Here is a 26,183-nt window from a genome sequence, read left to right on the forward strand (position 1 = left end):
GTTGTACTTAAGTTTCTTTTATGTTCTGCCGATATACAAGGTGGAACATTTTATTTTTGTGCAAAAAAGGAGGTGAGATGATGAGAATTGCAGACGATTCGATGGCGCTGGTCGGGCAGGGAAGCAGGGGGACCGACCATGGACGAAGAGCGATGGGCAGCAGCGGCGCATCGTTTGCACAGGTACTGGAAGGGGCGAAAGAACGCGTTCGCTTTTCGCAGCATGCGGAGGAGCGGCTGCAGCGGCGCGGTGTGACGCTCACGAACACGGAGCTCGAAAAACTGGGCAGTACGATTGACCGCATGAGGGAAAAGGGGGCGCGCGAAGCGCTCATCTACATGAAGGACAGTACGGCGATGGTCGTCTCCGTGACCAACCGCACCGTCATCACGGCACTTGACGACGTGACGGCGGCAGACAGTATTTTCACGAACATTGACAGTGCAGCCATCATCTGACGAAGCCGGACCTACGGGAGGCTTTTGACCGCGCGCGACTGGTGCGGTCAGCGGGATGCGGGGGCATCCCATCGGTGCATTTCCTCAGGGAGGAGTGTACGCATATCACAGAGGTGGCTCTTCCTTTGCGCTGTCAGACTGGCAAAGGAGAGATTCATTATGATCCGTTCCATGTTTTCGGCTGTTTCCGGCCTCAAAGGCCATCAGACACGCATGGATGTCGTCGGCAACAACATCGCGAACGTCAACACGACGGGCTTCAAGGCGAGCCGCGTTACGTTCGCGGATATGATCTCGCAGAACCTCTCGGGTGCCTCCGCTCCAAACGGAACAATCGGCGGCGTGAACCCGAAGCAGATTGGTCTTGGTATGTCCGTCGCGTCGACTGACCTCCTCTATACCAACGGCTCCGTCCAACAGACGGGCAAGAATACGGACATTGCCATCTCGCGCGGCGACGGTCTCTTCGTCGTTTCGAAGGGGCAGCAGAAGTTTTATACGCGCAACGGTGCGTTCTCGTTTGACGCAGAGGGAAACCTCACGATCCCCAGCACGGGACTCTATGTGCAGGGGTACATGGCAAACAACGGCGTTATCTCGGTCGCGGGCGACAACACGACGAAGATCCGCATCCCCGCAGGAAAGTCCATGGAGGCAACGACGACCGCAACAGCGTCCTATACGAAGAACCTCAATGCGTCGACGCCGGGCTATGAGGTGGCAAATGTCCTCGTGCGCTATGCGGACGGAACTTCTGGTACGGTGCAAAACTACGCCCCGACAGGGGTTGGTAAGCTTGTTCTAACGACGAGTACGGGGAAGAAAATTCGCCTTGGTAGCAATGCTGCAGTACAAAGTGTCGGTTCTACACCGACAGGAACCGCTGCAAATCCCCTCTATTCTTCGACGATCTCAAGCGTTACAGCAAAGACTGGTGGAACCGTTGATTTAAAGCTTAATGTGGATACCAACAACCCCTCCAGTCCAGTTGGTATATACAATGTGTTCACACCGCCAGCAACGCCGACTCCTAAGACGTTGCCTTTAACTCTTAGTGGGGTGACTTCTGGGACGTATACTTATGAAGGAAAGTACAACATCAGCGGAACAGTCGATAAAGTCAGCAGTGTGGGACCAGGATCATCTGATGTGTATTTGACGCTGAAGGAAGACAATAATATTACGCCGGGTACGAAGGTAGTTATACGTGTGCCGAATCCAACGAGTTTTACTTATGCGCAAGGCGACACATATACTGGGCAGCTTAAGATTGCAGAGTTGACGGCTAATGCTGGTGCTACAATTACAACTGCAGATGGTAACAGCGCAGAACTTGGTGCACCTTATACACCTATCCCACTGCCAATTACAAGTAGCACACAGCCTTATGAGCATCTAGGAACGGCTGGCGATGGTACGATTACGTCAATTACCCGTGAGGCTACGTATGAGTATGGCGGCAAGACCGTGTCCAGCGTTGTGCTGAATACAAAGAGTGGAACCTCTATTGATGGTCTGATTGGGAAATCCTACAACGCGGGCGATACCTTCTATCCGTCGGTAGCGACAACGGTTACCGTGTACGATTCCCTTGGGGCGAAGCACGATGTTCCTGTTGTCTATACGAAGGCTGCGAACAATAAGTGGACGCTCTCGCTCGGCAGTGGTGGAGACACATTCAACATCACTGAGGCGGACGGCACGGTGACGACGGTTGCGCTGACCAAGACTGACCTCAACTTTGATACGGCGGGTGGGTATGTCAGCGGCTCGGCGTCGCTGAACCTTACCTATACGAACGGTGCAGCGCCGCAGCAGGTCTCTATGAACCTCGCTGCCATCACGCAGTACTCGGGTACCTCGACGATCGCGGCGGATTCCGACGGACATGCGGCAGGTACGCTCGCGAGTGTCGATATTGACAGTACGGGCGTGATTACTGGCACGTATACGAACGGCGTTCGCCAGAAGGAAGCCCAGATCGCGATGGCGCAGTTCAACAACCCGTCCGGTCTCACGAAGATGGGCGGCAACCTCTATCAGGAGTCGAACAACTCCGGTACGCGTACGATCAGCGGCGCGTCGGATATCGGCACGGAGCTGACGACTTCGGCACTCGAGATGTCGAACGTGGATCTTGCCGATCAGTTCTCAGACATGATCATCACCCAGCGCGGCTTCCAGTCGAACTCGAAGATGATTACGGTCTCGGATGAGATGCTTGAGACGCTGATCAATATGAAGCGGTAAAGCCATATAGCTAGGCGGAGAGTCATCTGTACAGATGACTCTTTTCTATTTCGCTGTGTTTTTGGATATTGAGGAGGTACTGATAAATTCAGCCATTGACGCATTTTTTTGCCCGCATTTCGGCGGGAAATCTAGTGCAGAGCAGTACGCTGCGTCCCGTTTTCCACTTCGTTTGGACGAAAAATCTACGCTAATCTGACGAAGTTCATTTTATCAGTGATTCCTTAACAAAGAGAGATAGTTTTTCTCTATAAAACTTAGACTTTACTAATGATGTATACCTGATGTATAATAAGACACGCTGTTATTATACCTGTGCAGAGTTGGGACTCTGCGCAGCAGAATGGGGGAGTTGTTTTCATGGAAATGATGCTGGGATTCATCGTCCTGCTCGTCTGCCTGATCGTCGGCGTGCGGCATGGTGGATTGGGACTGGCGGTGATCAGCGGCTTCGGTCTCGTGATCTACACGTTTATCTTCGGCTATCAGCCGGGGAAGCCGCCGATCGATGTGATGCTGATCATCCTTGCGGTGGTCACCTGCGCAGGCTTCCTGCAGACCTCGGGCGGACTGACGGTCATGCTGAAGTACGCGGAGAAGTTCCTGCGCAATAACCCAAAGCACGTCACGATTCTCGCGCCGCTGACGACGTGGTTCTTGACGGTGCTCTGCGGCACGGGGCACGTCGTCTATACGATGTTTCCGATCATCTATGATATTGCCATCAAGCAAGGCATCCGCCCCGAGCGTCCGATGGCCGTCTCGTCCGTTGCATCGCAGATGGGGATCTGCGCATCGCCGGTCTCGGTCGCTGTCGTATCGATGGTGGCGTTTCTCTCCGTGTCGGGACACGACTTTACCGTGTTCCAGGTGCTCTCGGTGTCCATTCCTGCCACGGGGCTTGGTGTGTTCTTTGCGGCGCTTTGGAGCTATCGCCGCGGCAAGGATCTTGACCAGGATGAGCGCTTCCAAGAGTTCATCCGTGATCCGGAGAACAAGCAGTATGTCTACGGTGACTCGGAGAGCCTCCTCGATAAGGAGCTGCCGAAGGAATACTACCGTGCGATGATTATCTTCTTCATCGGCATCATTGCGATTGCTGTGCTCGGCAACTTCCCGGAGCTTCTGCCGAAATTCCCGCCGAAACCGGATGCCGCGCCGAAGGCGATCTCGATGGTTGTCGTCATTCAGATGGTCATGCTGCTCGTCGGTGCAGTCATCCTCGTTTCCTGCAAGGTCAAGGCAAAGGATGTCGGCAACTCGCAGGTCTTCCGTTCGGGTGTCGTTGCTCTCGTCTCGGTTTACGGCGTCGCATGGATGGCAGATACCTATTTCATGAATCACATTGCCTTCCTCAAGCAGTTCCTCGGCGCTGCGGTGCAGTCTTATCCGTGGGCGTACGCCGTGCTGGCGTTCCTCACGTCGAAATTGGTGAACTCGCAGGGGGCGGCAATTGCGATTGTCGTGCCGATGGCGATCAACGTCGGGGTTGACCCGATCCTCATCCTTTCGTTCATCTCGGCATGCTACGGCTACTTCTTCCTGCCGACCTATCCGTCCGATCTTGCGTGCATCGGGTTTGACCGCTCGGGTACGACGCGTATCGGCAAGTACATCCTGAACCATTCGTTCATGATCCCCGGACTGATCGGGGTCTCCTCGGGATGCTGCGTCGGCTATGTGATCGCACATCTGCTCTTTTAACAGGAGCTGCTGCATATCCTCGAAGCTGCTATGCCGGTATTCCCCAAGCCTTTCCCGTTATCACGGGGAAGGGGGACCGCGTAAGCGGTGGAAGGGGTACAAAGAGGGCGTTGTACGAAGCTTTTAGCTTCGTACAGCGCCCCTTTTCTTTGAATATGATGTTACTCCGTATGTGATGCGTCGTCCCTGTGGCGGAGGATGTCCTTACTGAAGTCGATGAAGGACTGCGCGGCATTTGAGATGTAGCGGTCGCGCTTCCACGCAAGTCCCACGTCGACGTAGACGGGATTGGCGAGCGGAAGGGCGCGGATGCCGTGCGCGCTGCTGGCAATCATGTCGAGCAGGAAGGCGTTGCCGACACCGCTCGCGACGAGCCCCATAATGGTGACCACCTGATTCGACTCGAGCACGATATTCGGTGTGATGTCTGCCGCAGCCATCTTTTGCAGCATGGTCTGCCGCAGGAAGGAGCCCTCCTTCAGCATGATGAGGTTGTGGTCCGCGACGTCCTGCAGGGTGATCGCCTTACGTGCAGCAAGGTCGCCGTGCTCGGGCACGCAGCAGACGATCTGACGGCGTGCCATCGGCAGGAGCTGCAGATTGGGTGCGGCCTCGGGGATGATGATGATGCCGAAGTCCAGCTCGTCGCGCTCCAGCTGTTCGCGGATGGCGACCGAACCCTCCTCGTGGAGGTAGACGTCGAGATGCGGGTAGCGCCGCTGAAAGCTGGAGAAGATCTCGGGAAACAGATATGCGCCCATCATCGGCGGGATGCCGATTTTGATCGTTCCCTTCAGCAGCTGCTTGTAGTCGTTGATCTCGAGGACGGCATCCTGTATGTTGCGCAGCGCCACTTCGACGCGCTCTAAAAAGACTGCGCCCTCGGGGGTCAGCGAGAGCTGCTTCTGGCTGCGGTCAAAGAGCTGGATGCCAAGTTCGCTTTCGAGCTTTTTTATCGCGACAGTGATGTTCGGCTGGGAGACGCGCAGACGTTCGGCGGCACGCGTGATGTTTTTCAGACGGCTCGCCATTTGGAAGTACTCGAGCTGTCGCAGTTCCATAAGATCACCCTCCAATAAACTTTCTTTATACGTGCTACATTATATCATACCTTTAACCAATATATGATAGGATAAGAAAAATTTATCAAAAAATTTTTCTTTGCTTTTTTTAAGATTTTTTAAAAAGGAGGTAGGATTTTTCCTTGCGTTATGGAATAATATAGGAAGATGTTGACGTGTGTCTGACGGATCAGACGAGTATGCGTTCGGCGACGGCGAGAAATGGAATGGGGGCCTTTGTTTTGGAAAAATCAACAGTCATCGGGCTTGTCATGGGCGTGATCTCGATCTTTGTTGGTATGATTTTGAAGGGAGCACCGCTGACGGCACTCAACAACCCTGCGGCGTTCCTGATCATTATCGGCGGTACGTTTTCGTGTTTGTTCATCGGATTTCGGATGGAACAGCTGGGGAACTTTACCAAACTGATCAAGAAAACCTGCCAAGTCCCGCAGCTCCAGGAGAAGGGGCAGCTCGTACAGCAGTTCATCGAGCTGTCACAGATTGCGCGCCGTGAAGGTATCCTCGCCCTCGAGAGCAAGGCGCAGGAGATCCAGGATCCGTTCTTCCGCACGGGTCTCGGCATGGTCATCGACGGCATGGATCCGGACTTCGTCGGCGATGTTCTCGATGCGGAGCTGGCGATCATGCAGGAGCGTCATGCAGAGGGGCGCTCGATGTTCACGCAGGCCGGTACATACGCACCGACGCTGGGTGTTCTGGGTGCGGTTGTCGGTCTGATCGCGGCACTCGGCAACCTGAATGATATCGACAAGCTCGGACATTCGATCGCAGCGGCGTTCGTTGCAACGATTCTGGGTATCTTTACGGGATACGTTCTCTGGATGCCGTTCGCGAATAAGCTGAAGATTATATCGGAGCAGGAAGTCAGCCAGAAACGCATGATCATCGAAGGGATTCTCTCACTCCAGGCAGGCGACTCGCCGACGGCCATCGAGGCGAAGCTCATGGTGTTCATCCCGCAGACGGAGCGTGAGGCACTGAAGGGAGAGGGCTGATATGGCACGTAAAAAGCATGCAAAGCCCCATGAAGAAGAAGCGGGCGAGGCTTGGCTCCTGCCGTATTCCGACCTCATGACACTCCTTCTGGCTCTCTTCATCGCGCTCTTTGCGATGTCGCAGACGGATGCATCGAAGATGCAGGCACTCGCGCAGGCGTTCACGGCAGCGTTCAATATGGGCGGGCCGTCGTTCTTCAGCGGGATGGGACCGTCGACCTCGATGAGCTCGGCGACCGTGACCACGGGGGCAGACACGGCGGATGCCGCCTATATGAAGGAGAACAATGACCTCTCGGAGGCAAAGGCGAAGCTCGATCAGTACATTCAGGAGAACAATCTCCAGGATCAGGTGAGTACGGAGCTGAACGAGGAGGGGCTGATGATCCGCCTGAAGGAGCGTGCCCTCTTCGCCTCCGGCTCTGCCGCCCTGCAGGGGGATGCGGAGCGCATCGTGCCCGTGATCGCAGGGGTGCTCGCCTCGCTTCCCGAGCGCGTAACGATCTCCGGTCACACGGACAATGTGCCGATTGCAACGGCACAGTATCCGTCGAACTGGGAGCTGAGCTCGGCGCGTGCCGTCAGCCTGATGCGCGGCGTGATGGCAGTGCAGCCCTCGCTGAACCCGGCGCGGTTCAGTGCGCTCGGCTACAGCGAGTATCGTCCGATTGCGTCGAACGATACGGAGGAGGGGCGTGCGCAGAACCGCCGCGTTGAGGTGTTCATCGCGCGCAGTATGCGCTTCTCCGGTGCATCGACCGACGGCAGCGACAATGAGCCAAAGACGGGGACGACGGCACCGACAACGGCTGCGCCTGCAGCGGGCAGCGCGGGAGCGTCCGGCGACGCGTACAAGCTGTCGACGGATATGCGCCCGGCACCGCAGTCGCCCGGCGTCGTGCCCGAGCCGCTGCGTCACTGACAGGCACGGCAGGGATGTATCCATGAATGTTGAAGGGATTATTGCGTGGCGCAATAATCCCTTTTCTGTTATGATAGAGGAGATGTCATGATTCTGGGGGTCGGCTGTGATATTATCCGCGTGGCACGCGTGGCGCGTGCGGCAGAGAAGGAGCATTTCCTCGCACGCGTCTATACGCCCGCTGAACGTGCCTACGCCATGCAGCGCGGCGCAGGGTCCGCTGCAAGTCTCGCCGCGCGATTTGCGGGCAAGGAGGCGGTGCTGAAGGCGTTTGGCACGGGGCTGCGCGGTGGTACGCTCCACGATGTGGAGATTCTGCCCGATGCGCTCGGTGCGCCCAAGGTGCATCTTCACGGATTCTTCGCGGCGCGTGCGGCGGAGATGGGCGTGACGCGCGTCTGGGTTACGCTCAGTCACGAGAAGGAATATGCGACGGCTTACTGTATATTGGAGGGTCAGTGATGAACGTATCGTTTGCAGAGGATATGCGTCGGATCGACGGCGCAGTGGAGGAGAGCTACGGGCTGCCTGCTGCTGCCCTGATGGAGAATGCGGGGCGGCGCTCGGCCGAGGAGGCAGCGCAGTTGATCGGCGGCGCGGTAGGCAAGGTGTTCGCTGTCTTTGCGGGCGGTGGCAATAACGGCGGTGACGCCTTTGCTGCGGCGCGACATCTCATCAATATGGGCGCGCGCGTGAAGATGTTCTTCATTGGGGCAGAGGAGCGTCTCAGTCCTGCGGCTCACGCGATGCACAGCGCGCTGCGGGCGATGGGCATAGAGATTCGTCCTCTTGCGGGTGACCGCGATTGGGATCGTCTGCGCGTTTCGCTGCGCTTTGCCGATGCGGTGGTGGATGGTATCCTCGGCACGGGCGTCAAGGGAGAGCTCCGCAAGACGGCACTGCGCCTGATCGAGGAGATCAATGCAGCGGGCAAGCCAACGCTTGCCATCGATATTCCGAGTGGAGTGGAGGCGGATACGGGTCGGATCGCCTCCATCGCCGTCCGCGCCGATCGGACGCTCGCTCTCGGCCTGCCGAAGGTGGGGCACTTCCTCGGTCAGGGAGCGAATGCGGCGGGCGAGCTGCTCGTCGATGACATCGGCATCCCCTATGCCCTTCTTGCCGGTGAGGGGATGCGGCAGTCGCTCATCACACAGGATGCAGCGGCAAAGCTGCTGCCGCCGCGTGCGCGTGACGCGTACAAGGGGACGTGCGGACGTATTCTCGTGCTCGCCGGTTCGCTCGGCATGACGGGGGCGGCGGCACTCGCAGCAGAGGCGGCACTGCGCGTCGGCGCGGGGCTCGTGACGCTCGCCGTGCCCGAGCGCATCTATCCTGTTCTGGCTGCGAAGCTGACCGAGGTGATGGTCGTTCCGCTGCCCGATGAGGGCATGGGCTATTTTGGTGGAGAGGATGCGCGGCAGAAGGCGCTCTCGCTCGCGGCGCGTGCGGATGCCGTGCTCATCGGTCCCGGCATTGGGCGTGCGGCGGAGACGGGTGAGTTTGTGCGGCTCTTTGCCGCGGAGGTCAAGGCTCCGCTTGTGATGGATGCGGATGCGATCGCAGCGTTCACGGGGCATCTCGATGCACTGCGCGATCTGCCGCAGGTGCCGATTCTGACGCCGCATCTCGGCGAGTTTTCCGCGCTCCTCGGCGTGGAGACGGAGGAGACGTCAGAGGATCTGCTCCGCATGGCACGGGACGCGGCACGTGATCATCAGGCGGTGTTTGTAGTCAAGGGGGCGTGCACCATTGTGGTCTATCCCGATGGCGATGCGTTCTTTACGACCTGCGGCAATGCGGGCATGGCGACGGCGGGCGCAGGTGATGTGCTCGCGGGCGCGATTGTCGGGCTGATGCGCCAGATGGAGAGCGGGATGACGCCGATTGTGGGCGTGTGGCTGCACGGATATGCGGGAGATCGCGGCTACGAGAAGCGCGGAAACGGTCTGATCGCGGGCGATATTCTAAAGCGACTGCCGCGTGCACGCAGGGAGCTGGATGCGGCGCGGTAAAGGAAGCACTGATAAAATCGGCACAGCCATCTTGACGTATCTTTTTCGCCCGCTTTTCGTTAGCAAATCCTCCACATAGCCCTCGCTATGCGTCCGGTTTGCTGCCTCAATCGGACAAAAAATCTACGCCAATCTGGCATACCTCATTTTATCAGCGATTCCTAAATCCATTTGACAAGGACGGATGATGGTACTATGATAGGACGTACATTTTGAAAGAAGGGGGCACTTTTTATGGCAAAGGCGGATTTGGACTGGGAGAATTTGGGGTTTGCCTATCGTTCTCTGCCGCAGCGTTATGTGTCGAACTATGCGAATGGGACGTGGGACAAGGGAGGTCTGACCTCCGACGCAACGGTCGCGATCAGCGAGTGTGCGGGGATTCTGCAGTACTGCCAGGAGGTCTTTGAGGGGCTGAAGGCCTATGAGACGGTGGACGGGCATATTGTGACGTTCCGTCCTGATCTCAATGCAGCGCGCATGTATGACTCGGCAGCGTATCTGGAGATGCCGTCCTTTCCGAAGGAGCGCTTCCTAGAGGCGGTCGATGCGGTGGTCAAGGCGAACCGTGACTACGTTCCGCCCTACGGTACGGATGCGTCGCTCTACCTGCGCCCCTTTATCTTCGCGTCGGGCGAGGTCATCGGTGTAAAGCCCGCCGATGAATATCAGTTTCGCCTTTTCGCGACGCCCGTGGGCTCGTACTTCAAGGGCGGCATCAAGCCGATCCGCCTCTGCGTGAGTGCGTTTGACCGTGCGGCTCCCCATGGCACGGGCCATATCAAGGCGGGGCTGAACTATGCGATGAGCCTGCACGCCTATATGGCCGCACATGCGGCAGGGTTCGACGAGAATATGTTCCTCGATGCGGCGACACGCACGCATGTCGAGGAGACGGGCGGAGCAAACTTCCTCTTCATCAAGAAGGATGGCACAGTGGTGACGCCGAAGTCACCGTCGATCCTGCCGTCTGTGACGCGCCGCTCGCTCGTCTACATCGCAGAGCACGTGCTCGGGCTGAAGGTGGAGCATCGCCCCGTGGCGTTCGAGGAGCTGAATGACTTTGCAGAGTGCGGGCTCTGCGGTACGGCGGCAGTGATCTCTCCCGTCGGCTCGGTGACGCACGGCGACCAGGTGATCGCATTCCCGAGCGGCATGGAGCACATGGGGCCCGTGCTGCAGAAGCTCTACGATACGCTGCGCGGCATTCAGCTCGGTACGGTGGAGGCACCGGAGGGGTGGATCCGCAAGATCTGCTAATTTTAGGAAGCACGGATAAATTCAGCACCAATCTGACGGATTTCATTTTATCAGCATTTCCTTGAATATGTTTCGGGACGGATGTATGTGGAGGCAATTCTACACGCACCGTCCCGAAATTTTTTTTTGAGGGCCCCTCAGGTCACAAGGATTTTTCCCATTCGGCTAGAAGTGTTAATATATACAGAAATGGGATGCAAATGGAATGGGATGCTTGGAACGTGGGGGGTTGCTATGCCACTTGATTTTACGATGCCGACGCAGTTTCGCGGCATCCTTTCGACCATCACGCTGCTGGATGTACTGGACATCCTGATCGTGGCGGTCATTCTCTATCGTGTCTATGTGATGCTGAAGGATACGCGCGCCATTACGCTCGGCAAGGGCATTCTCGTCCTGCTCGGTGTAACGGTTGTGGCGAATTATCTGAATCTGCACGTGATCTCATGGCTGCTGCAAAAGGCGGTGACGCTGCTCTTTGTCGCGCTCCCGATTGTCTTTCAGCCGGAGCTGCGCCGCGCGCTGGAGCATCTCGGGCAGGGCAAGTTTTTCCGCCCCGGTACGCTCCTCGACGATGAGGAGGCGCAGAGCACGATCCGCGAGATTCGCAGCGCGGTAAAGATTCTCTCGGCGAATAAGATCGGCGCACTGCTCGTCATCGAGCGCGACATGGGGCTGAATGATATCAGTGCGACGGGCATCCAGATCGACGGTCTCATCACGTCGGATTTTCTGATGAATGTGTTCATTCCAAATACGCCGCTGCATGACGGTGCGGCGGTCATTCGCGGCAAGCGGCTGATCGCGGCGGGCTGCCTCCTGCCGCTGACAGAGAATCGCTCGCTCTCGACGGAGCTCGGCACGCGCCATCGTGCGGCCATCGGACTCTCGGAGCAGTGCGATGCCCTTATCGTCGTGGTGAGTGAGGAGACGGGGACGATCTCGATCGCGGAGAACGGGCATCTCCACCGCCATCTGGACGGTGAACAGCTGACACATATCCTGACACCTGCGTTTGCCTACAGTTCGCGTTCGTCGATTCTGGATACGATTCGGAGCTGGAGGGAGAAATCATGAGCAGACTTCGCAGCCTTGTGCAGCATAATTTGCTCGCCAGGATCGCGGCACTTATTGTGGCCGTTATTCTCTGGCTCTATGTGATGAACGATCAGAATCCATCCATGGAGGCGTCCTATACCGTCCCCGTGGTGATGGAACATGTGCCTGACGGCTATCAGATGCACGCGGCGGCCGACACGGTGACCCTGCGCGTGCGCGGCCCGCGTTCATCTTTTGTGACAGCGGATAACAGTGATTTCCGTGCGCGTGTGGATTTGTCCGACTTTGCGGAGGGAGATCGGCTCTATGCAGTAGAGACGTCGATCCCATACGGATTCGAGATGGTCAGCGTGTCTCCCGATCGGATCGATGTGACGCTCGACCGCATCATTCAGCGCGTGTTCTCGGTGCTGCTGACGGTCAACGGTACGCCGGCGGAGGGCTTCACGGTGGATCGCGTCCGCCAGTCCGTCGAAAAGGTGACGGTCGAAGGACCGCGCTCCCTCGTCGATCAGGTCGCTTCCGTCGCCGCCTATTTCAATATGAATGGGCGCAAGGAGGACGTGACGATGGGGATTCCATTGGTCGCGTTGAATACGGACGGAAAAGAAGTGCAGGGGCTGACGATGCATCCGGACACGATGGAGATCTCGGTCAAGCTGACGCGCGGTCTCCAGCATAAGGTGGTGGAGGTGCAGGCAAAGCCGCGCAGTGATCTGCCGCCGCAGCTGAAGCTCGAGAGCGTGACGGTGCAGCCGGCGCGCATCGAGATCACGGGAACGAAGGAGGCGCTCGATCAGGTGACGGGAATCGAAACGGAGGAGTTCTCCCTCGCGGATGTGAAGGAGAGCGGTACGCAGCAGGTAAAGCTGCATCTGCCCGCCGGCGTGACGGCGACGAATCCGACGGTGACGGTGGAGATCAAGGTTGGGCCGATGCAATGATACGCATTAAGAATCTCTCTGTGCCGTATGATGAGACACGCATCCTCACAGAGCTTGCCGCAGAGCGACTCGGTGTATCACCCTGTGCAGTGCACGGGGTGATTGTCGTTCATAAGGCGCTGGATGCACGGCGCAGGAATGGGGCGCCGATTCGGTGGAACTATACGCTCGATGTGACGGCAGACGGCGCGCGCGGCATCCTCACGCGTCTGCGTCGCGACGCGCAGGTCGGGCGAGCAGAGGAGCACGGTCCACTCCGTGTTCCACCCTATACGCCGCAAGAAGGACGTGAGCGCCCCGTCGTCGTGGGGTTCGGCCCCGCGGGGATCTTTGCCGCGTGGCTGCTTGCGCGTGCGGGGGCGGCACCGCTCGTCCTCGAGCGTGGGCAGGATGTGGATCGGCGTACGCGTGATGTGGCGCAGTTTTGGCGGACGGGGCGGCTCGATCCCACGTCAAATGTCCAGTTCGGCGAGGGCGGTGCGGGAACGTTCTCCGACGGGAAGCTGACGGCGCGCAATCGCGATCCACGGATGAACGAGATCATCGAGGCGTTCGTCGCGGCAGGTGCGCCCGAGGAGATACGGTATCTGCAAAAGCCGCATATCGGGACGGATGTGCTGCGCACGGTGGTGAAGCGCCTGCGCGAGAAGATCATCGCGATGGGTGGCGAGGTACGCTTTGGCACACAGGTGACGGACATCACGATGACTGCGGGGCGGATCGCCGCGCTCACGGTGAATGGGGCAGAGCAGATCCCCGCACGCGCGGTGTTTCTCGGTATCGGGCACTCGGCGCGTGACACGTATGCGATGCTCCATGGAGCGGGTGTGCGCATGGAGGCGAAGGCGTTTGCCGTCGGAGTGCGCATCGAGCATCCACAGGACTTCGTGGATCGGATGCAGTACGGCGCAGCGGCGGGGAGCCCGTTCCTGCCGACGGCGGACTATGCGTTGACCTATCGGGATGAGGAGGGCGGCCGCGGGGTCTACTCCTTCTGCATGTGTCCCGGCGGTCTGGTGGTCGCAGCGGCGTCGGAGGAGGGGCATCTCGTGACGAATGGGATGAGCAACTACCGTCGCGACGCAGGGACGGCGAACAGTGCCCTCCTGGTGCAGGTCACCCCCGCCGATTTCGGCGGGGCGGTGCTCGGCGGGATCGCTTTTCAGCGAGAGCTGGAGCGGCGCGCTTTCTCTGCGGGCGGCGGAGACTACCGTGCGCCCGTGCAGGCGGTGGGCGATTTCCTGAGCGGGCGGACGGGGACGATGGATTTTGCGGTTGCTCCGACGTACATGCCGGGGGTGCGCCCTGCTGCCTTGGGTACGATCCTGCCCGATGCGTGCAGCGCATCCCTGTCACGTGCCCTGCGCCACTGGGAGCAGCGCGTGCCGGGCTTTGGTGCGGCGGATGTGCCGCTGACGGGCGTGGAGGCACGCTCCTCTGCGCCCTGCCGCATTCTACGCGACGCTGTGACGATGCAGTCGATCAGCGCAGCGGGGCTCTACCCAATCGGCGAGGGCGCAGGCTATGCGGGCGGCATCATGAGTGCCGCACTTGACGGCATGAAAGCCGCACTTGCTTTTTTGGAGCGAATACAGTAGATTATGGTGAGGATAAAGGGGATGTGACTGTGTGGGGATCCGCACATTCCGATGCACAGCAGATGATGCTGAAGATACACAGGAGGCTGTTATTGTGAGACTTTTTGGGACGGATGGTGTGCGAGGCGTCGCAAATACAGAGCTTACACCGGAGCTGGCATATCAGCTCGGACGCGCGGCGACACTTTATTTCGGTGCACATTCCAAGGCGCGTCCGCGCATTCTGATCGGGCGCGATACGCGTGTCTCGGGTGAGATGTTCGAGGCGGCACTGACGGCAGGCATCTGCTCGGCAGGAGGAGTCGCTCTTCTTGCGGGGGTTATGCCAACTCCTGCGATTGCCTACCTTGCGCGGGAACACAAGACCAGTGCAGGCATTGTCATCTCGGCATCGCATAACCCGTTTCACGATAACGGAATCAAGTTCTTTGGCGGGGATGGTTACAAACTGCCCGATGCAGTGGAAGATGAACTGGAATCACTCGTCCGCGGTCTTCAGAGCGGCGACCATGAGGCACGTCCGACGGGGAAGGATGTCGGCGTGGTGGAGTACCGTGACGATCTGCTGAATCAGTACATCGACTATGTTGTGAGTACGTGCACAGAGCGTTTTGATGGGATGAAAATCGTCCTCGACTGTGCGAACGGTGCGGCGTATGAGGCAATGCCGAAGGTCCTGCGCCGCCTCGGTGCCGACGTCAAAGTGATCCACGCGCTCCCCAATGGTGTGAACATCAATGACGGATGCGGATCAACGCATCTGGACTCGCTGTGCCGCACGGTACTCGAATGCGGTGCAGATATCGGCATTGCCCATGACGGCGACGCTGACCGCTGCCTCTGTATTGATGAGACAGGCACGCTGATCGATGGAGACCACATTCTTGTCGCCTGTGCAGCAGAGATGATGCGCACGGGGCATCTGCCGCACAAGACAGTGGTGACGACAGTGATGGCAAACATCGGCTTCCACAAGGCGATTGCGGCACTCGGCGGACGCGTTGAGGTGACGGCGGTCGGAGACCGCTACGTGCTTGAGGCAATGCGCCGCAGCGGCTATGCGATCGGCGGTGAGCAGTCGGGGCATATCATCTTTGCGGAGCATGCGACAACGGGCGACGGCCTCGTCACGGCACTGCAGGTGCTCTCAGCACTGCACCGCAGCGGGAAAAAGGCGTCCGAACTGAACGCCATGATGACAACCTATCCGCAGATCCTCGTTAATGTGCACGTTAAGAGCAAGGAGGGATGGGAGAAAAATCCTGCCATCTGTGATGCAATTGCCGAAGGGAAACGCATTCTCGGCAGTGAGGGTCGCGTTCTCGTGCGCCCCTCGGGCACAGAGCCGCTCATCCGCGTGATGGCGGAGGGCAGTGACCAGAAGCAGTTGGAGGAAGTCTGTACGGCGATTGCCGATGTGGTGAAGCGGGAGCAGGAGGAGGCCTGAGCGCGATGTCTCACGTCTCGGCGGTGCTTCTCGTCCTGCTTGCCGGGACGATGTGGGCGGCGAGCGGGACGGCGGCACAGGATTTTTATGCCCAGTCACATCATCTCCCTGTGGAGCTGACGCAGGTGCGACTCTTCCTTTCGAGCGGGCTGTTCTTCCTGCTCGCGTGGTGGAGCGGGGGACTGCAGCGCGGCGTACGTACCCTGCGCCATAGCCCGCGTCTGCTCCTGCGCATGGCGGTGCACGGCATCCTGGGCATCATGATCGTGCAGTTCTCGTATTTCAAGGGGATTGCGGCGGGGGATGCGGCGGCGACGACGGTGATTTGCTCGACGAGCCCCGCACTGATGATCCTCTATCTCGCCGTGCGCCATCGGCGGCTGCCGCGTATGGCAGAGATGCTGACCGTGGCCGCCGCCGTGGCGGGGGTGTTCCTCCTCGTGACGGGCGGCGATCTCACGCGGCTCTCTGTCCCCTCGGACTGCGTCGTTTGGAGTCTCATCTCAGGGGCGACGTTTGTCTTTGCGATGATCTATCCCGTACATCTTCTGCGGCGCTTTGACCGCTTCTTCCTGCTTGCTGTCTGCATGCTTTTCGGGGGGATTGCCCTGCTGCCCGCGACGCAGGCGATCGCAGATGTCGGCGCGTTCTTTACGGCGCAGACATGGTTTGATCTCTTTGTGATCATCGGACTTGGAACGGTGGTCGCCTTCTTTGCGTTCGCCTTGGGGCTGCGCTGGCTCAGCCCAGCGGAGACGGCGATCACGGCGACAATCGAGCCGGTTGCGAGCGTTTCCTTTGCATGGCTGATCTTTGGCACGCATTTTTCCCCCGTGCAGGCGGGCGGGATTGTGCTCGTCATCCTCGCAATCCTGACGCCGAATCTCCTGCGGAAAGGGGGGTATACATGAAGATTCCTCTGCGCTATCAAATGTCGGAGTACGACTGCGGCCCGACAGCGCTGCTCGACGCGATGAGCTATCTCTTTCCGCGTGCTGAGATCCCGCCCGAGGTCATCCGCAGCGTCATGCTCTACTCCCTCGATTGCTACGGGATGGATGGCACGGCATGCAAGGAGGGGACCTCGCGCATGGCGATGATGTACCTCGCGAACTGGCTTGAAGGGTTCTCGCGTGCTACGCAGTTCCCCCTGACCTGCCAGTATATTGCGGGGCACAGCGTGCGCATCGACGCGCACGGCCACGTCAACGATGCGCTCGTGCGCGGTGGCGTCGCGGTCGTGCGCCTCTTTTACGAGGTCGAGCACTATGCGCTTCTCACGGGCGTGACGGGGGATCGCATCCGTCTTTTTGACCCGTACTATGTGAAGGAGACAGAGCCTGCCTTTGCGCGCGAGGGCATCGAGGTGACGTGCGAACATCCGCATGAGTACAACCGCGTCGTGCCCTTTTCCTGCTTCAACCGCGAGACGAAGGAGCTGTACGCGCTCGGTCCCGTGGCATCGCGTGAGGCGGTGCTGCTCTTTGACCTGCGGACAAGACGCACGGCGGACACGACCATCGAGTATTTTATATAGGAGAGACTGCCTTTGGCGGAGACGACAGATATCATCGAATTTAAGGATCAGCAGGAGGCGTATGCGATTCTCGGCGATCGCGACGCCTTCCTGCAAATCATGCAGGAGGACTTCTCCTGCCGCATGGTGAGCCGCGGCAACAGCATTGCGGTGACGGGCGCAGAAGCGGATGTCGCCGCGGTGCGGACGCTCATTGGCGAGCTGCTCTTCTGCCATCGGCAGGGGATGCGCCTGACGACGCATGAGGTGCACTACGGGGCACGCATGGTGCGGACAGGACGCACGGAGGAGCTGCATGGCCTCCACTTCGAGGTGCTGCTCGTGACGGCAAAGGGGCGGGAGGTGCGCGCGAAGACCGTCGGCCAGCGCGACTATCTTGCGGCGATCCGTCGGAATGCCGTGACGCTCGGCGTGGGGCCTGCGGGAACGGGAAAAACCTATCTCGCCGTCGTCATGGCAGTGGCGGCACTCCGCAACCGTGAGGTCAGCCGCATCATCCTCACGCGCCCTGCGGTGGAGGCGGGGGAACATCTCGGCTTCCTGCCGGGGGATCTGACGGAGAAGATCAACCCCTACCTGCGCCCGCTCTACGATGCCCTGCAGGACATCCTCGGGACGGAGGGCTATCAGAAGATGATGAGCCGTCAGCTGATCGAGGTGGCGCCGCTCGCCTACATGCGCGGGCGTACCCTTGAGGACGCATTCGTCATCCTCGACGAGGCGCAGAATACGACGGGTGCGCAGATGAAGATGTTCCTCACGCGCCTCGGCTTCGGCTCGCGCATGGTCGTGACGGGTGACCTTGAGCAGGTCGATTTGCCGCGCGGTACGGTCTCCGGTCTGCGGCAGGCGTGTCAGATCCTGCGGGGTGTGAAGGGCGTCAGTGTCGTGCGCCTTGAGCCAGTCGACATCATCCGCCACGAGGTCGTCACGCGGATCGTTGAGGCGTACGGTGCATGGGAAAAGAGACGGGAGAAGCACGATGGAGATCACGATCGGACGAGAGCCGGAAAATCTTGACGTACCACAGGAAGCTCTGGACGCTGTGCGCCGTGCCGTGCTGACGGTCGGAGAGCTGTACGGCGTAATGGGTGCAGAGGTCAGTGTGACGCTGACGGATGATGCGCACATCCACGTGCTCAACCGTGACTATCGCAGTGTAGATCGTCCGACGGATGTCCTCTCCTTTGCCCTTACGGAGAGCGAGGAACCCGCGATTCTCGACGCGCCGTACGGCGTGGTGCTCGGCGATCTCGTGATCTCACTTGAGCGTGTGGCGGCACAGGCGGAGGAGTATGGACACAGCGTTCTGCGGGAGCTTTCCTTTCTCACGGTGCACGGGATGCTGCACCTCCTCGGCTATGACCATATCGAGGAGGAAGATCGGGTGGAAATGGAAGAGGAGCAGAGGCATGTGATGGATGTACTGGGGATTGCACGATGAGCACACATAAATCGGGATTTGTCGCCGTCGTCGGACGGCCGAATGTCGGGAAGTCCACGCTGATCAACGCACTGATCGGGCAGAAGATCGCGATCATGAGCGATAAGCCACAGACGACGCGCAGCCGCATCCTCTGCGTCCTGACGGAGAAGGACGCACAGATCATCTTCCTCGATACGCCTGGCATCCACAAGCCGCAGGATGCGCTTGGCAGCTATATGGCGAAGGCGACGGAGGGAGCTCTGCGCGGCGTGGATGTCGTCGTCTTCGTCGTGGATGTGACGGAGAAGATGGGGGCAGGCGAGCGCTATATCCTCGTACAGCTTGCACAGGTACACGCGCCCGTTCTTCTCGCCGTAAACAAGATCGACCGCATCCCACGTGAGGAGAGCTTGCCCGTGATCGCCTCCTATGCGAAGGCGTATGATTTTGCAGCGATTGTCCCGATCTCGGCGCGCGAGGAGGAGAATCTTACAGGGCTGGTCGATGAGATCAAGGCAAAACTTCCCGAGGGGCCGCAGTACTACCCCGAGGACATGGTGACCGATCAGCCCGAGCGGCTGATTATTGCGGAACTCGTGCGTGAAAAGGTGCTTGAACTGACGCGGGACGAGGTGCCCCATGCCGTCGCCGTGGACATCGAGGAGATGACGACGCGCCCTAAGGGGGATGTCTACATCCGTGCCGTGATCTACGTCGAGCGCAGCTCACAGAAGGGGATTATCATCGGGGCGCGCGGCGCACTGCTGCGGACGATCGGGCAGCGGGCACGTGCGGATGTCGAGACGCTGCTCGGCGCGAAGGCCTATCTCGATCTCTGGGTCAAGGTGCGCAAGGACTGGCGCAGCAAGACGGGAGCGCTGCGCGACTTCGGCTTTGCCGAGGAGGACTGACCGCCGCGCCGCATGAGAAGGAAAGGGGGCGGAAGCGATGAGAGGCCAGCTGGGGCATATCTATCGGCGCGCGATGCGGCGTATCTCGCGCCGCTTTGTCAACGGGCTGCTCGTGCTCGTCCCTGTTGTCATCACGGCGTTCGTCATCGAGTGGACGCTGCGATTCACCGAGGGGGTACTTGGGCAGTATTTGCCGTTCTACTTTCCGGGCATGGGGATCATCACGCTCATGGCGGTGATCTATCTCGTCGGTTGGGGCTCGACGAACTGGGCGCTCGCGAAGCTGATCTCTCTCGGCGAGACGATGATCGGGACGATCCCGTTTGTCAAATTTATCTATACGAGTGTCAAGCGGCTCTCCGAGGCGGTGCTCGACTCGAGCAGTAATTTCACGCATGTCGTTCATGTGCCGTACATGGGCGGGCGCGCCCTCGGCTTCGTTATGGCGGATCTGCCGCCGCGCTTTCAGGAGGCACTGGGCGGCGGCTATCTCTGCGTCTTTATCCCGTGGAGCCTCAATATGACCTCGGGGACGACGCTCCTCGTGCGTGAGGAGGATGCCGTGACGATCAACATATCGAAGGAGGAGGCGCTCCAGTATATGCTGACGGCGGGAGCGGTGATGCCGATGGCGGAGCGAAAAAAGGACATCACACAGAAGAATGTCCGCAAGACGCCTGCTGCGATGGACGACGGACCGGAGAGGCACGCGTAGATGGCAATCTACGGAGCGGAGGGGGTCGTCCTCGGTACACGCAGCTGGGGCGAGGCGGACAAGGTCGTGACGCTATATACGAAGGAACATGGGCTCGTGCGGGCGGCGGCATTCGGCTGCCGCCGCCCGCGCAGCCCCCTGGCCGGGGCAATGCAGCTGTTCGTCCATGCGGATCTGCAGCTCGCGGAGGGGACGCGGCTTGAGACAGTCAAGACGGCCTCCGTACGCGCTTCTCACCATCGGATCGCGGATGATCTCGCGGCGCTCGCCTATGCGACCTTTACAGCGGAGGTCGTCTGTGCGTTCATGCCCGAGGGCGTAGAAGATGAGACGTTTTTCGATGCACTCGCGCAGATCATGACGGCGTTTGAGACGCGGCAGCCGCGTGTTACCGCGCTTGCTGCCGTGCTGCGCACGCTGGATGCGGCAGGGCTGCAGCAGACCTATGATCACTGCCTTCACTGCGGCACTAAAATCTCAGGCGATGCGTTCTTTCACGCAGCGGAGGGCGGCGCGCTCTGCGCGGACTGTGCGGGGGAGGGAGCCATGCCGTTTTCCGCAGAGCTGCGCACGCTGCTCACGGAACTACGGCAGATTGACTGGAAGCATCCCGCGCCGCTGCGTGTGCGCGGGGGCACACTGATGGCGGCGGAGAGTCTGGTGCTCGCCCATGTGCAGGAACTCGTCGGCCGACCGCTTCGCTCATTGGCATTTCTCGCGCAGCTCGGATGATTTTTTTGGCGATATATTTTTTTGTTAAAAATTTAAGCTGTGATGAAAAAAACGTCGTAAAAAAAAAGGAAAAGTGAAGACGACGGCGAAAGTATATCAGGTAGAGTTTTCAATGCTTTTTCTGTACGTAGGGAAGACTGAAAAAAGGGAATGGAGGGGAAGCCTGTCATGATCATGCTGACGAAGTTCAACTCCAAGACGAACAAGAAGGGCGAGTTTGTCCTCAATGCAGAGATCATCGAAAGCATCGAGGAGACACCGGACACGGTCATCACACTCACCAACGGAAAAAAGCTGATCGTCGAGGAGCCGATGGAGGAAATCGTGCGCCGCACGGTAAAGTATCGGCGTGCGCTCTATCAAAATTAGTTGGCGAATTTCTATTCCTTTGCTATAATGAAAGAACAGTGTTCTTCTATGCGGCAAGGGAGTGCCCCGGTGTGGAGCCGCTGCGGCTTCGTAGTCATTTTTAGGGAGGGAATTTACTCATGGCGGAGGAAAAGGAAGAGCAGGTAGCAGAACAGCCAAAGCAGAAATCACCGATGTTGATGATGATCGTCGTGGTGGTTGTGGCGGTTCTCGTTGCAGTGGCAGCAGCCGGAGGGATCTCATACTACATCTTCTCACAGGCGGAGTCCCCATCTCATGCGGAGGATGGAGGCAGCAGCAAGGCGAGCCATGATCCGGGCGTGTTCTACAAGCTCGGCGATCCGAAGGAAGGCATCCTGGTCAATGTTGGCGGTGGTCGTGCCGGCAAGTATCTCAAGGCGGGCATTGTCATGGAGCTCAATCCCGGCAAGTCCGATGTGGTGAAGGACGGCAAGGTCAACCCCGTCGCGGAGACGAAGATTCTCGATACGACGATGCAGTTCCTGCGTGCTGCGCCGCTTGAGGAGTTCGACGCAACCAAGCAGGACGCGCTGAAGAAGCAGCTGAAAGACGCCCTGAATGACCGCCTTGGACAGGGATCGGTCTACGATGTTTACATCACGAGCTTCCTGCTGCAGTAAGTTCGATGAAGTGCTGCACAAAGGGAAGGGGGAAGAGTCTTGGCTGAGGACGTACTGTCTCAATCCGAAATAGACAAGCTTCTTTCGGCACTTTCGGATGGCTCGGTTTCCGCCGAGGAAGTCAAGGCGGAGGAAGAGGAACGCAAGGTCAAGGTCTACGACTTCAAACGGCCGGACAGGTTCTCCAAGGATCAGATGCGGACGCTGTTCATGCTGCATGAAAGTTTTTCGCGTCTCCTGAATACCTATCTGTCGGCGAGCCTGCGCACGATGATCGACATCGAGGTGCTGTCCGTCGAGCAGATGACGTATCAGGAATTCGTTCAATCCATGGCGAACCCGTCCGTGATCGGCATCCTTGCACTGCCGCCGCTGAAGGGAAATATCATCATCGAGCTCAGTACGGACATTTCGCTTGCCTACATCGACCGCATCTTCGGCGGTGAGGGCAGGCCGGGCGTGAAGCCCCGTGTGCTGACGGATATTGAGGCGGCGGTGATGCGCCGGTTCATCGATACGGTGACGAACTATTTCCGAGAGGCGTGGAGCAACGTCGTGGAGTTCCGTCCGAACTTCGAGACGATGGAGACGAACCCACAGTTTGCCCAGATCGTTCCGCCGAGCGATATGGTCGTGCTCATCACGATCCATATCAAGATGGGCGAGGTCGAGGGCATGATGAACATCTGTATCCCATATCTGGTGCTCGAGCCGGTGATGTCGAAGCTGACGACATCGTTCTGGGTGGCGTCCTCCATGGAGCGTGAGAGCTCGCCGGAGCAGGTCGCGGAGCTGCAGCGCAAGATTGAGCGCACCTCCGTGCCGTTTGCGGTGCAGCTCGGTGAGATCCACGTGACAATCAACGAGTTTCTGACTCTTGGGTTCGGTGATGTTCTCCAGCTCGATACCATGACAAAGGATGAGCTGGTCTGCTACGTCGGGTCGAATCCAAAGTTCCTCGCGCGTCCGGGTACGGCCGGAAAGCGCATGGCCGTACAGATTTCCGGGATTATAGAAGGGGAGGACGACGCGAATGAGTGACGATATGATCTCCCAGGAGGAGATAGACGCCCTCCTGAACGGTGGAGGCGGCGATGATGCGCCTGCGGATGACGCGGCAGCCTCGGACGACGCATCTGCTGCAGGTGCGGCTCCCACCGGAGATACGATAACGGATATGGAGCGGGATGCCCTCGGTGAGATCGGCAATATCTCCATGGGGGGCGCGGCGACGACACTCTCCGTCCTCCTTGGGCGCAAGGTGTCGATCACGACGCCGACGGTCTCCATCTCCAACATGAGGCAGCTGAAGGAGAAATACCCCATCCCATTCCTCGTGGTTGAGGTCGGCTACAGCATCGGTATCGAGGGAAACAATGTTCTCTGCATCCAGGCAAAGGACGCGGCGATCATTGCCGATCTGATGATGGGCAACGACGGGACGAACCCCGACGAGGAACTCAGCGAGATCCACATGAGTGCGGTCAGCGAGTCCATGAATCAGATGATGGGCAGCGTTGCGACCGCGCTCTCCTCGATGTTCAACAAGAAGGTGGATATCACTCCGCCCGTTGTGACGCTCGTCGATCTCGGGACGGAGGAGGTTGTCTCAAAGCTGCTCGACAAGGCGGATCCCATCGTGCAGGCATCGTTCCGCATGGAGGTGGATGGTCTCATCGACAGCGAGATCATGCAGCTGCTGCCGCTCGATGTCGCACGTGAGATGGTCGATGCGCTGATGAACCAGCAGCCCGATGTCGATAATGAGGAAGAAGCCATCGCAGCCGCTGCGGCATCGCCGCCGGCGGCACCTGCCGCAGCACCCGCTTCGGCACCGGCAGCAGCCGCTGCGGCGCCGGCAAGTAATGGATATGGAGCACAGCCTATGCAGCCACATGTCGCATCGAATGTCCCCGTACAGTCTGCGCAGTTTACGCCGCTCAGCACGGTACCGGTGCAGGTCAATGATGCCAATATCGGCCTAATTCTCGACGTACCTCTGCAGGTCAATGTCGAACTCGGCCGCACAAAGAAGTCCATCAAGGAGATCCTCGATCTGACGAAGGGGTCGATCGTGGAGCTTGATAAACTTGCCGGAGAGACCGTGGACATCATGGTCAACGGAAAGTATCTGGCAAAGGGGGAAGTTGTTGTCATCGACGAGAACTTCGGCGTCCGCATCACGGAGATCGTCAGCCCGCTTGAGCGTGCGGCACGTCTCCAGTGACGGAAAGAATGTCTTGAAGAAGTACGGACAGCCGCGCTGATCCGTATTTCCCGGGGAGTTGCGGCATAGTGATGCAATTCACCGGAAAGAGAAGTGTAGAAAATCCTTGTCACCGAAGGCATATTTCGCTATAATGAGAGCGATTTAGGAAGCACCGCTGTGTGCAGGTAATGCCCTTGGGAATAGGGGATGTTCTGTCGGATTAAGGAGAGATGAGAAAATGGCAACTCGCGTTCTGGTCGTTGATGATGCAGCTTTTATGCGAATGATGGTGAAGGACATCCTGTCGAAGAACGGTTATGAGATCGTTGGTGAGGCAGAGAACGGCATGAAGGCCTTGGAGAAGTACCAGGAGCTCAAGCCGGATCTCGTGACCATGGATATTACGATGCCGGAGATGGATGGCATCACGGCAGTCAAGGAGATCAAGAAGGTCGATCCGGGCGCCAAGGTCGTTATGTGCAGCGCAATGGGACAGCAGGCCATGGTTATCGAGGCCATCCAGGCGGGGGCGCGCGACTTCATCGTGAAGCCGTTCCAGGCAGACCGCGTTCTGGAGGCAATCCGCAAAGCCGTCGGCTGATGCGTGCGTGGATATTGACTCTGTCCTTGCTGCTCGGATGCGTGCTCTTTGCTCTATGTACAGGGGATGTGTCTGCCGCAGGTGAGACGGGCGGCGGATATTTAGCCGGATATCAAGAGGCTGACCCGCGCCCGTCGGCCGTATCATGGTGGTCGACGGTCGCCTATGTGGTCAGCCTTTTTGCTGTCTTTGCATTCGTGGTCATCCTCGCCTATCTCGTCGCACGCGCCTTTGGCAAGAGCTCCATGCGCACGCTTGCGGCGCGCGGCGGACAGGTCTACTTACAGCTGCCGCTTGGCCCGAATCGCTCGGTCTGCGTGGTGGAACTTTTCGGGCGTGTCTTCGTGCTCGGCGTGACGGATGCCAACATCCGTCTGATCACGGAGATCGACGATCCGGAGACGCTTGAGGAGATCCGCAGTGCCGCTCCGATGGAGGGCGGCGTATTCAGCGAGCAGTTCGGGTCTCTTTCGGATTTCGTGCAGAAAATCCCGCCGCTTTTCCGGAAGTAGGCGGACAGAGAGGAATGGGGGAAAGGAATTGGGGCGCATTTTTCTGATGTTGGGTGCTGCGGCGTTCCTGCTCCTCGGTGTGGGGCATGCATCTGCTGCCCCGCTGATCCCAACGGTCAATGTCGGGGTCGGTACGTCCAACAATCCACAGGATGTTGCGACCAGCATGCAGGTGCTTGCCGTGCTCACGGTCATGTCGCTTGCGCCCGCGATCTTTGTTATGACGACGTCCTTTGTCCGCATCGTTGTGGTGATCGGCTTCCTGCGCAACGCGCTCTCGACGCAGAATGTACCGCCGAATCAGGTGGTCATCGCGCTGTCGCTGTTTCTGACGTTTTACATCATGGCGCCCTACTGGGGACAGGCAAACGAGAACGGCATACAGCCCTATCTTGAAGGACAGATTACACAGGAGCAGGCGCTGGAGAACATCGTAGACCCAATGCGTGAATTCATGCTGCGTCAGACGCGGGAGTCTGATCTCGCACTCTTTGTCAACCTGTCGGATGCGCCGCGTCCCGATGGCCCGGAGGATGTGTCGACGTTTACGCTCATTCCCGCGTTCATCATCAGTGAGCTCAAGACGGCATTCCAGATCGGCTTTATGATCTATATTCCGTTTATCGTCATCGATATGATCGTCGCAAGTACCCTCATGTCCATGGGTATGATGATGCTGCCGCCGGTCATGATCTCCCTGCCGTTTAAGATTCTGCTGTTCGTTATGGTCGATGGGTGGCATCTCTTGATTCAGTCGCTCATCATGAGTTTCCGCTGATGGGGAGGCGCTGAT

The 26,183-nt window shown here is 58.8% G+C and carries 27 protein-coding genes; 26 read left to right on the plus strand and 1 reads right to left on the minus strand.

Annotation, left to right across the window (positions count from 1 at the left end; all coding sequences use genetic code 11):
* The first annotated feature begins 80 nt into the window (after window positions 1-80).
* From AXE86_RS08155 to AXE86_RS08165, 3 genes are all read left to right on the plus strand, one after another.
* Window positions 81-458 carry a TIGR02530 family flagellar biosynthesis protein gene (locus AXE86_RS08155; RefSeq protein WP_050341553.1) on the plus strand — a complete coding sequence of 126 codons (378 nt, stop codon included), beginning with the start codon at window positions 81-83 and terminating at the stop codon, window positions 456-458.
* A 159-nt stretch (window positions 459-617) separates the two neighbouring features.
* Window positions 618-2,708, plus strand: a complete 2,091-nt coding sequence (locus AXE86_RS08160) for a flagellar hook-basal body complex protein (RefSeq protein ID WP_061946163.1) — start codon at window positions 618-620, stop codon at window positions 2,706-2,708.
* 360 nt (window positions 2,709-3,068) lie between these two features.
* On the plus strand, window positions 3,069-4,412 hold the full coding sequence (locus tag AXE86_RS08165) for an anaerobic C4-dicarboxylate transporter (protein ID WP_039981368.1): 1,344 nt from the start codon (window positions 3,069-3,071) through the stop codon (window positions 4,410-4,412).
* Between the two features lie 161 nt (window positions 4,413-4,573).
* Here the strand turns inward: AXE86_RS08165 and AXE86_RS08170 are convergent, their stop codons facing one another.
* Window positions 4,574-5,473, minus strand: coding sequence for a LysR family transcriptional regulator (locus AXE86_RS08170; RefSeq protein ID WP_061946165.1), 900 nt, complete (start codon window positions 5,471-5,473; stop codon window positions 4,574-4,576).
* A gap of 227 nt (window positions 5,474-5,700) precedes the next feature.
* On the opposite strand from AXE86_RS08170, the gene motA reads away from it, so the two are divergent.
* From motA to fliP, 23 genes are all read left to right on the plus strand, one after another.
* Entirely contained in the window at window positions 5,701-6,492 is a 792-nt protein-coding gene (motA, locus tag AXE86_RS08175) for a flagellar motor stator protein MotA (protein WP_061946973.1), read from the plus strand.
* A gap of 1 nt (window position 6,493) precedes the next feature.
* Window positions 6,494-7,414 (plus strand): flagellar motor protein MotB, encoded by a 921-nt coding sequence (locus tag AXE86_RS08180; protein WP_061946167.1) that lies wholly within the window; start codon window positions 6,494-6,496, stop codon window positions 7,412-7,414.
* Window positions 7,415-7,501: 87 nt separating this feature from the next.
* The gene (gene acpS / locus AXE86_RS08185; protein WP_061946169.1) at window positions 7,502-7,876 is read left to right on the plus strand and encodes a holo-ACP synthase; all 375 of its coding nucleotides are present in this window, start codon (window positions 7,502-7,504) and stop codon (window positions 7,874-7,876) included.
* Window positions 7,876-9,429 carry a bifunctional ADP-dependent NAD(P)H-hydrate dehydratase/NAD(P)H-hydrate epimerase gene (locus tag AXE86_RS08190; protein WP_061946171.1) on the plus strand — a complete coding sequence of 518 codons (1,554 nt, stop codon included), beginning with the start codon at window positions 7,876-7,878 and terminating at the stop codon, window positions 9,427-9,429. Before acpS ends, AXE86_RS08190 begins: the two co-directional genes overlap by 1 nt.
* Before the next feature lie 234 nt (window positions 9,430-9,663).
* Window positions 9,664-10,689, plus strand: a complete 1,026-nt coding sequence (locus AXE86_RS08195; protein WP_061946173.1) for a branched-chain amino acid aminotransferase — start codon at window positions 9,664-9,666, stop codon at window positions 10,687-10,689.
* A 234-nt stretch (window positions 10,690-10,923) separates the two neighbouring features.
* Window positions 10,924-11,766: a diadenylate cyclase CdaA gene (cdaA, locus tag AXE86_RS08200; RefSeq protein ID WP_039981369.1), complete on the plus strand. Its 843-nt coding sequence runs from the start codon at window positions 10,924-10,926 to the stop codon at window positions 11,764-11,766.
* Window positions 11,763-12,692 (plus strand): CdaR family protein, encoded by a 930-nt coding sequence (locus AXE86_RS08205; RefSeq protein ID WP_198145253.1) that lies wholly within the window; start codon window positions 11,763-11,765, stop codon window positions 12,690-12,692. Before cdaA ends, AXE86_RS08205 begins: the two co-directional genes overlap by 4 nt.
* Window positions 12,689-14,290, plus strand: a complete 1,602-nt coding sequence (locus AXE86_RS08210; RefSeq protein ID WP_061946177.1) for an NAD(P)/FAD-dependent oxidoreductase — start codon at window positions 12,689-12,691, stop codon at window positions 14,288-14,290. The genes AXE86_RS08205 and AXE86_RS08210 overlap by 4 nt, the downstream gene beginning before the upstream one ends.
* Before the next feature lie 91 nt (window positions 14,291-14,381).
* Complete coding sequence (gene glmM, locus AXE86_RS08215; protein ID WP_061946974.1) at window positions 14,382-15,737, plus strand: phosphoglucosamine mutase; 1,356 nt, start codon at window positions 14,382-14,384, stop codon at window positions 15,735-15,737.
* Between the two features lie 5 nt (window positions 15,738-15,742).
* Entirely contained in the window at window positions 15,743-16,648 is a 906-nt protein-coding gene (locus AXE86_RS08220; RefSeq protein ID WP_061946179.1) for a DMT family transporter, read from the plus strand.
* A complete protein-coding gene (locus AXE86_RS08225; protein ID WP_009753930.1) occupies window positions 16,645-17,274 on the plus strand; it encodes a hypothetical protein in 630 nt (209 codons plus the stop codon). Before AXE86_RS08220 ends, AXE86_RS08225 begins: the two co-directional genes overlap by 4 nt.
* 12 nt (window positions 17,275-17,286) lie before the next feature.
* The gene (locus AXE86_RS08230; RefSeq protein WP_061946181.1) at window positions 17,287-18,294 is read left to right on the plus strand and encodes a PhoH family protein; all 1,008 of its coding nucleotides are present in this window, start codon (window positions 17,287-17,289) and stop codon (window positions 18,292-18,294) included.
* On the plus strand, window positions 18,257-18,718 hold the full coding sequence (gene ybeY, locus AXE86_RS08235; RefSeq protein ID WP_061946183.1) for an rRNA maturation RNase YbeY: 462 nt from the start codon (window positions 18,257-18,259) through the stop codon (window positions 18,716-18,718). The genes AXE86_RS08230 and ybeY overlap by 38 nt, the downstream gene beginning before the upstream one ends.
* On the plus strand, window positions 18,715-19,611 hold the full coding sequence (gene era / locus AXE86_RS08240) for a GTPase Era (RefSeq protein WP_061946185.1): 897 nt from the start codon (window positions 18,715-18,717) through the stop codon (window positions 19,609-19,611). Before ybeY ends, era begins: the two co-directional genes overlap by 4 nt.
* A 37-nt stretch (window positions 19,612-19,648) precedes the next feature.
* On the plus strand, window positions 19,649-20,326 hold the full coding sequence (locus AXE86_RS08245; RefSeq protein WP_050341520.1) for a DUF502 domain-containing protein: 678 nt from the start codon (window positions 19,649-19,651) through the stop codon (window positions 20,324-20,326).
* Window positions 20,327-21,058, plus strand: a complete 732-nt coding sequence (gene recO / locus AXE86_RS08250; RefSeq protein ID WP_061946187.1) for a DNA repair protein RecO — start codon at window positions 20,327-20,329, stop codon at window positions 21,056-21,058. It abuts the gene before it with no gap.
* 168 nt (window positions 21,059-21,226) lie between these two features.
* Complete coding sequence (locus tag AXE86_RS08255) at window positions 21,227-21,427, plus strand: flagellar FlbD family protein (protein ID WP_039981373.1); 201 nt, start codon at window positions 21,227-21,229, stop codon at window positions 21,425-21,427.
* A 119-nt stretch (window positions 21,428-21,546) separates the two neighbouring features.
* Window positions 21,547-22,068, plus strand: a complete 522-nt coding sequence (locus tag AXE86_RS08260) for a flagellar basal body-associated FliL family protein (RefSeq protein ID WP_009753937.1) — start codon at window positions 21,547-21,549, stop codon at window positions 22,066-22,068.
* A 39-nt stretch (window positions 22,069-22,107) separates the two neighbouring features.
* Complete coding sequence (gene fliM / locus AXE86_RS08265) at window positions 22,108-23,109, plus strand: flagellar motor switch protein FliM (RefSeq protein ID WP_061946189.1); 1,002 nt, start codon at window positions 22,108-22,110, stop codon at window positions 23,107-23,109.
* Window positions 23,102-24,295 carry a flagellar motor switch phosphatase FliY gene (gene fliY / locus AXE86_RS08270; RefSeq protein ID WP_061946191.1) on the plus strand — a complete coding sequence of 398 codons (1,194 nt, stop codon included), beginning with the start codon at window positions 23,102-23,104 and terminating at the stop codon, window positions 24,293-24,295. The genes fliM and fliY overlap by 8 nt, the downstream gene beginning before the upstream one ends.
* 220 nt (window positions 24,296-24,515) lie before the next feature.
* A complete protein-coding gene (locus AXE86_RS08275) occupies window positions 24,516-24,878 on the plus strand; it encodes a response regulator (RefSeq protein ID WP_009753940.1) in 363 nt (120 codons plus the stop codon).
* Window positions 24,878-25,390, plus strand: coding sequence for a FliO/MopB family protein (locus AXE86_RS08280; RefSeq protein ID WP_061946193.1), 513 nt, complete (start codon window positions 24,878-24,880; stop codon window positions 25,388-25,390). The genes AXE86_RS08275 and AXE86_RS08280 overlap by 1 nt, the downstream gene beginning before the upstream one ends.
* A gap of 46 nt (window positions 25,391-25,436) precedes the next feature.
* The gene (fliP, locus tag AXE86_RS08285; RefSeq protein WP_399563395.1) at window positions 25,437-26,168 is read left to right on the plus strand and encodes a flagellar type III secretion system pore protein FliP; all 732 of its coding nucleotides are present in this window, start codon (window positions 25,437-25,439) and stop codon (window positions 26,166-26,168) included.
* The last annotated feature ends 15 nt before the right edge of the window (window positions 26,169-26,183 follow it).

The organism is Selenomonas sp. oral taxon 136, from assembly GCF_001554015.1.
Taxonomy (GTDB): Bacteria; Bacillota; Negativicutes; order Selenomonadales; family Selenomonadaceae; genus Centipeda; species Centipeda felix.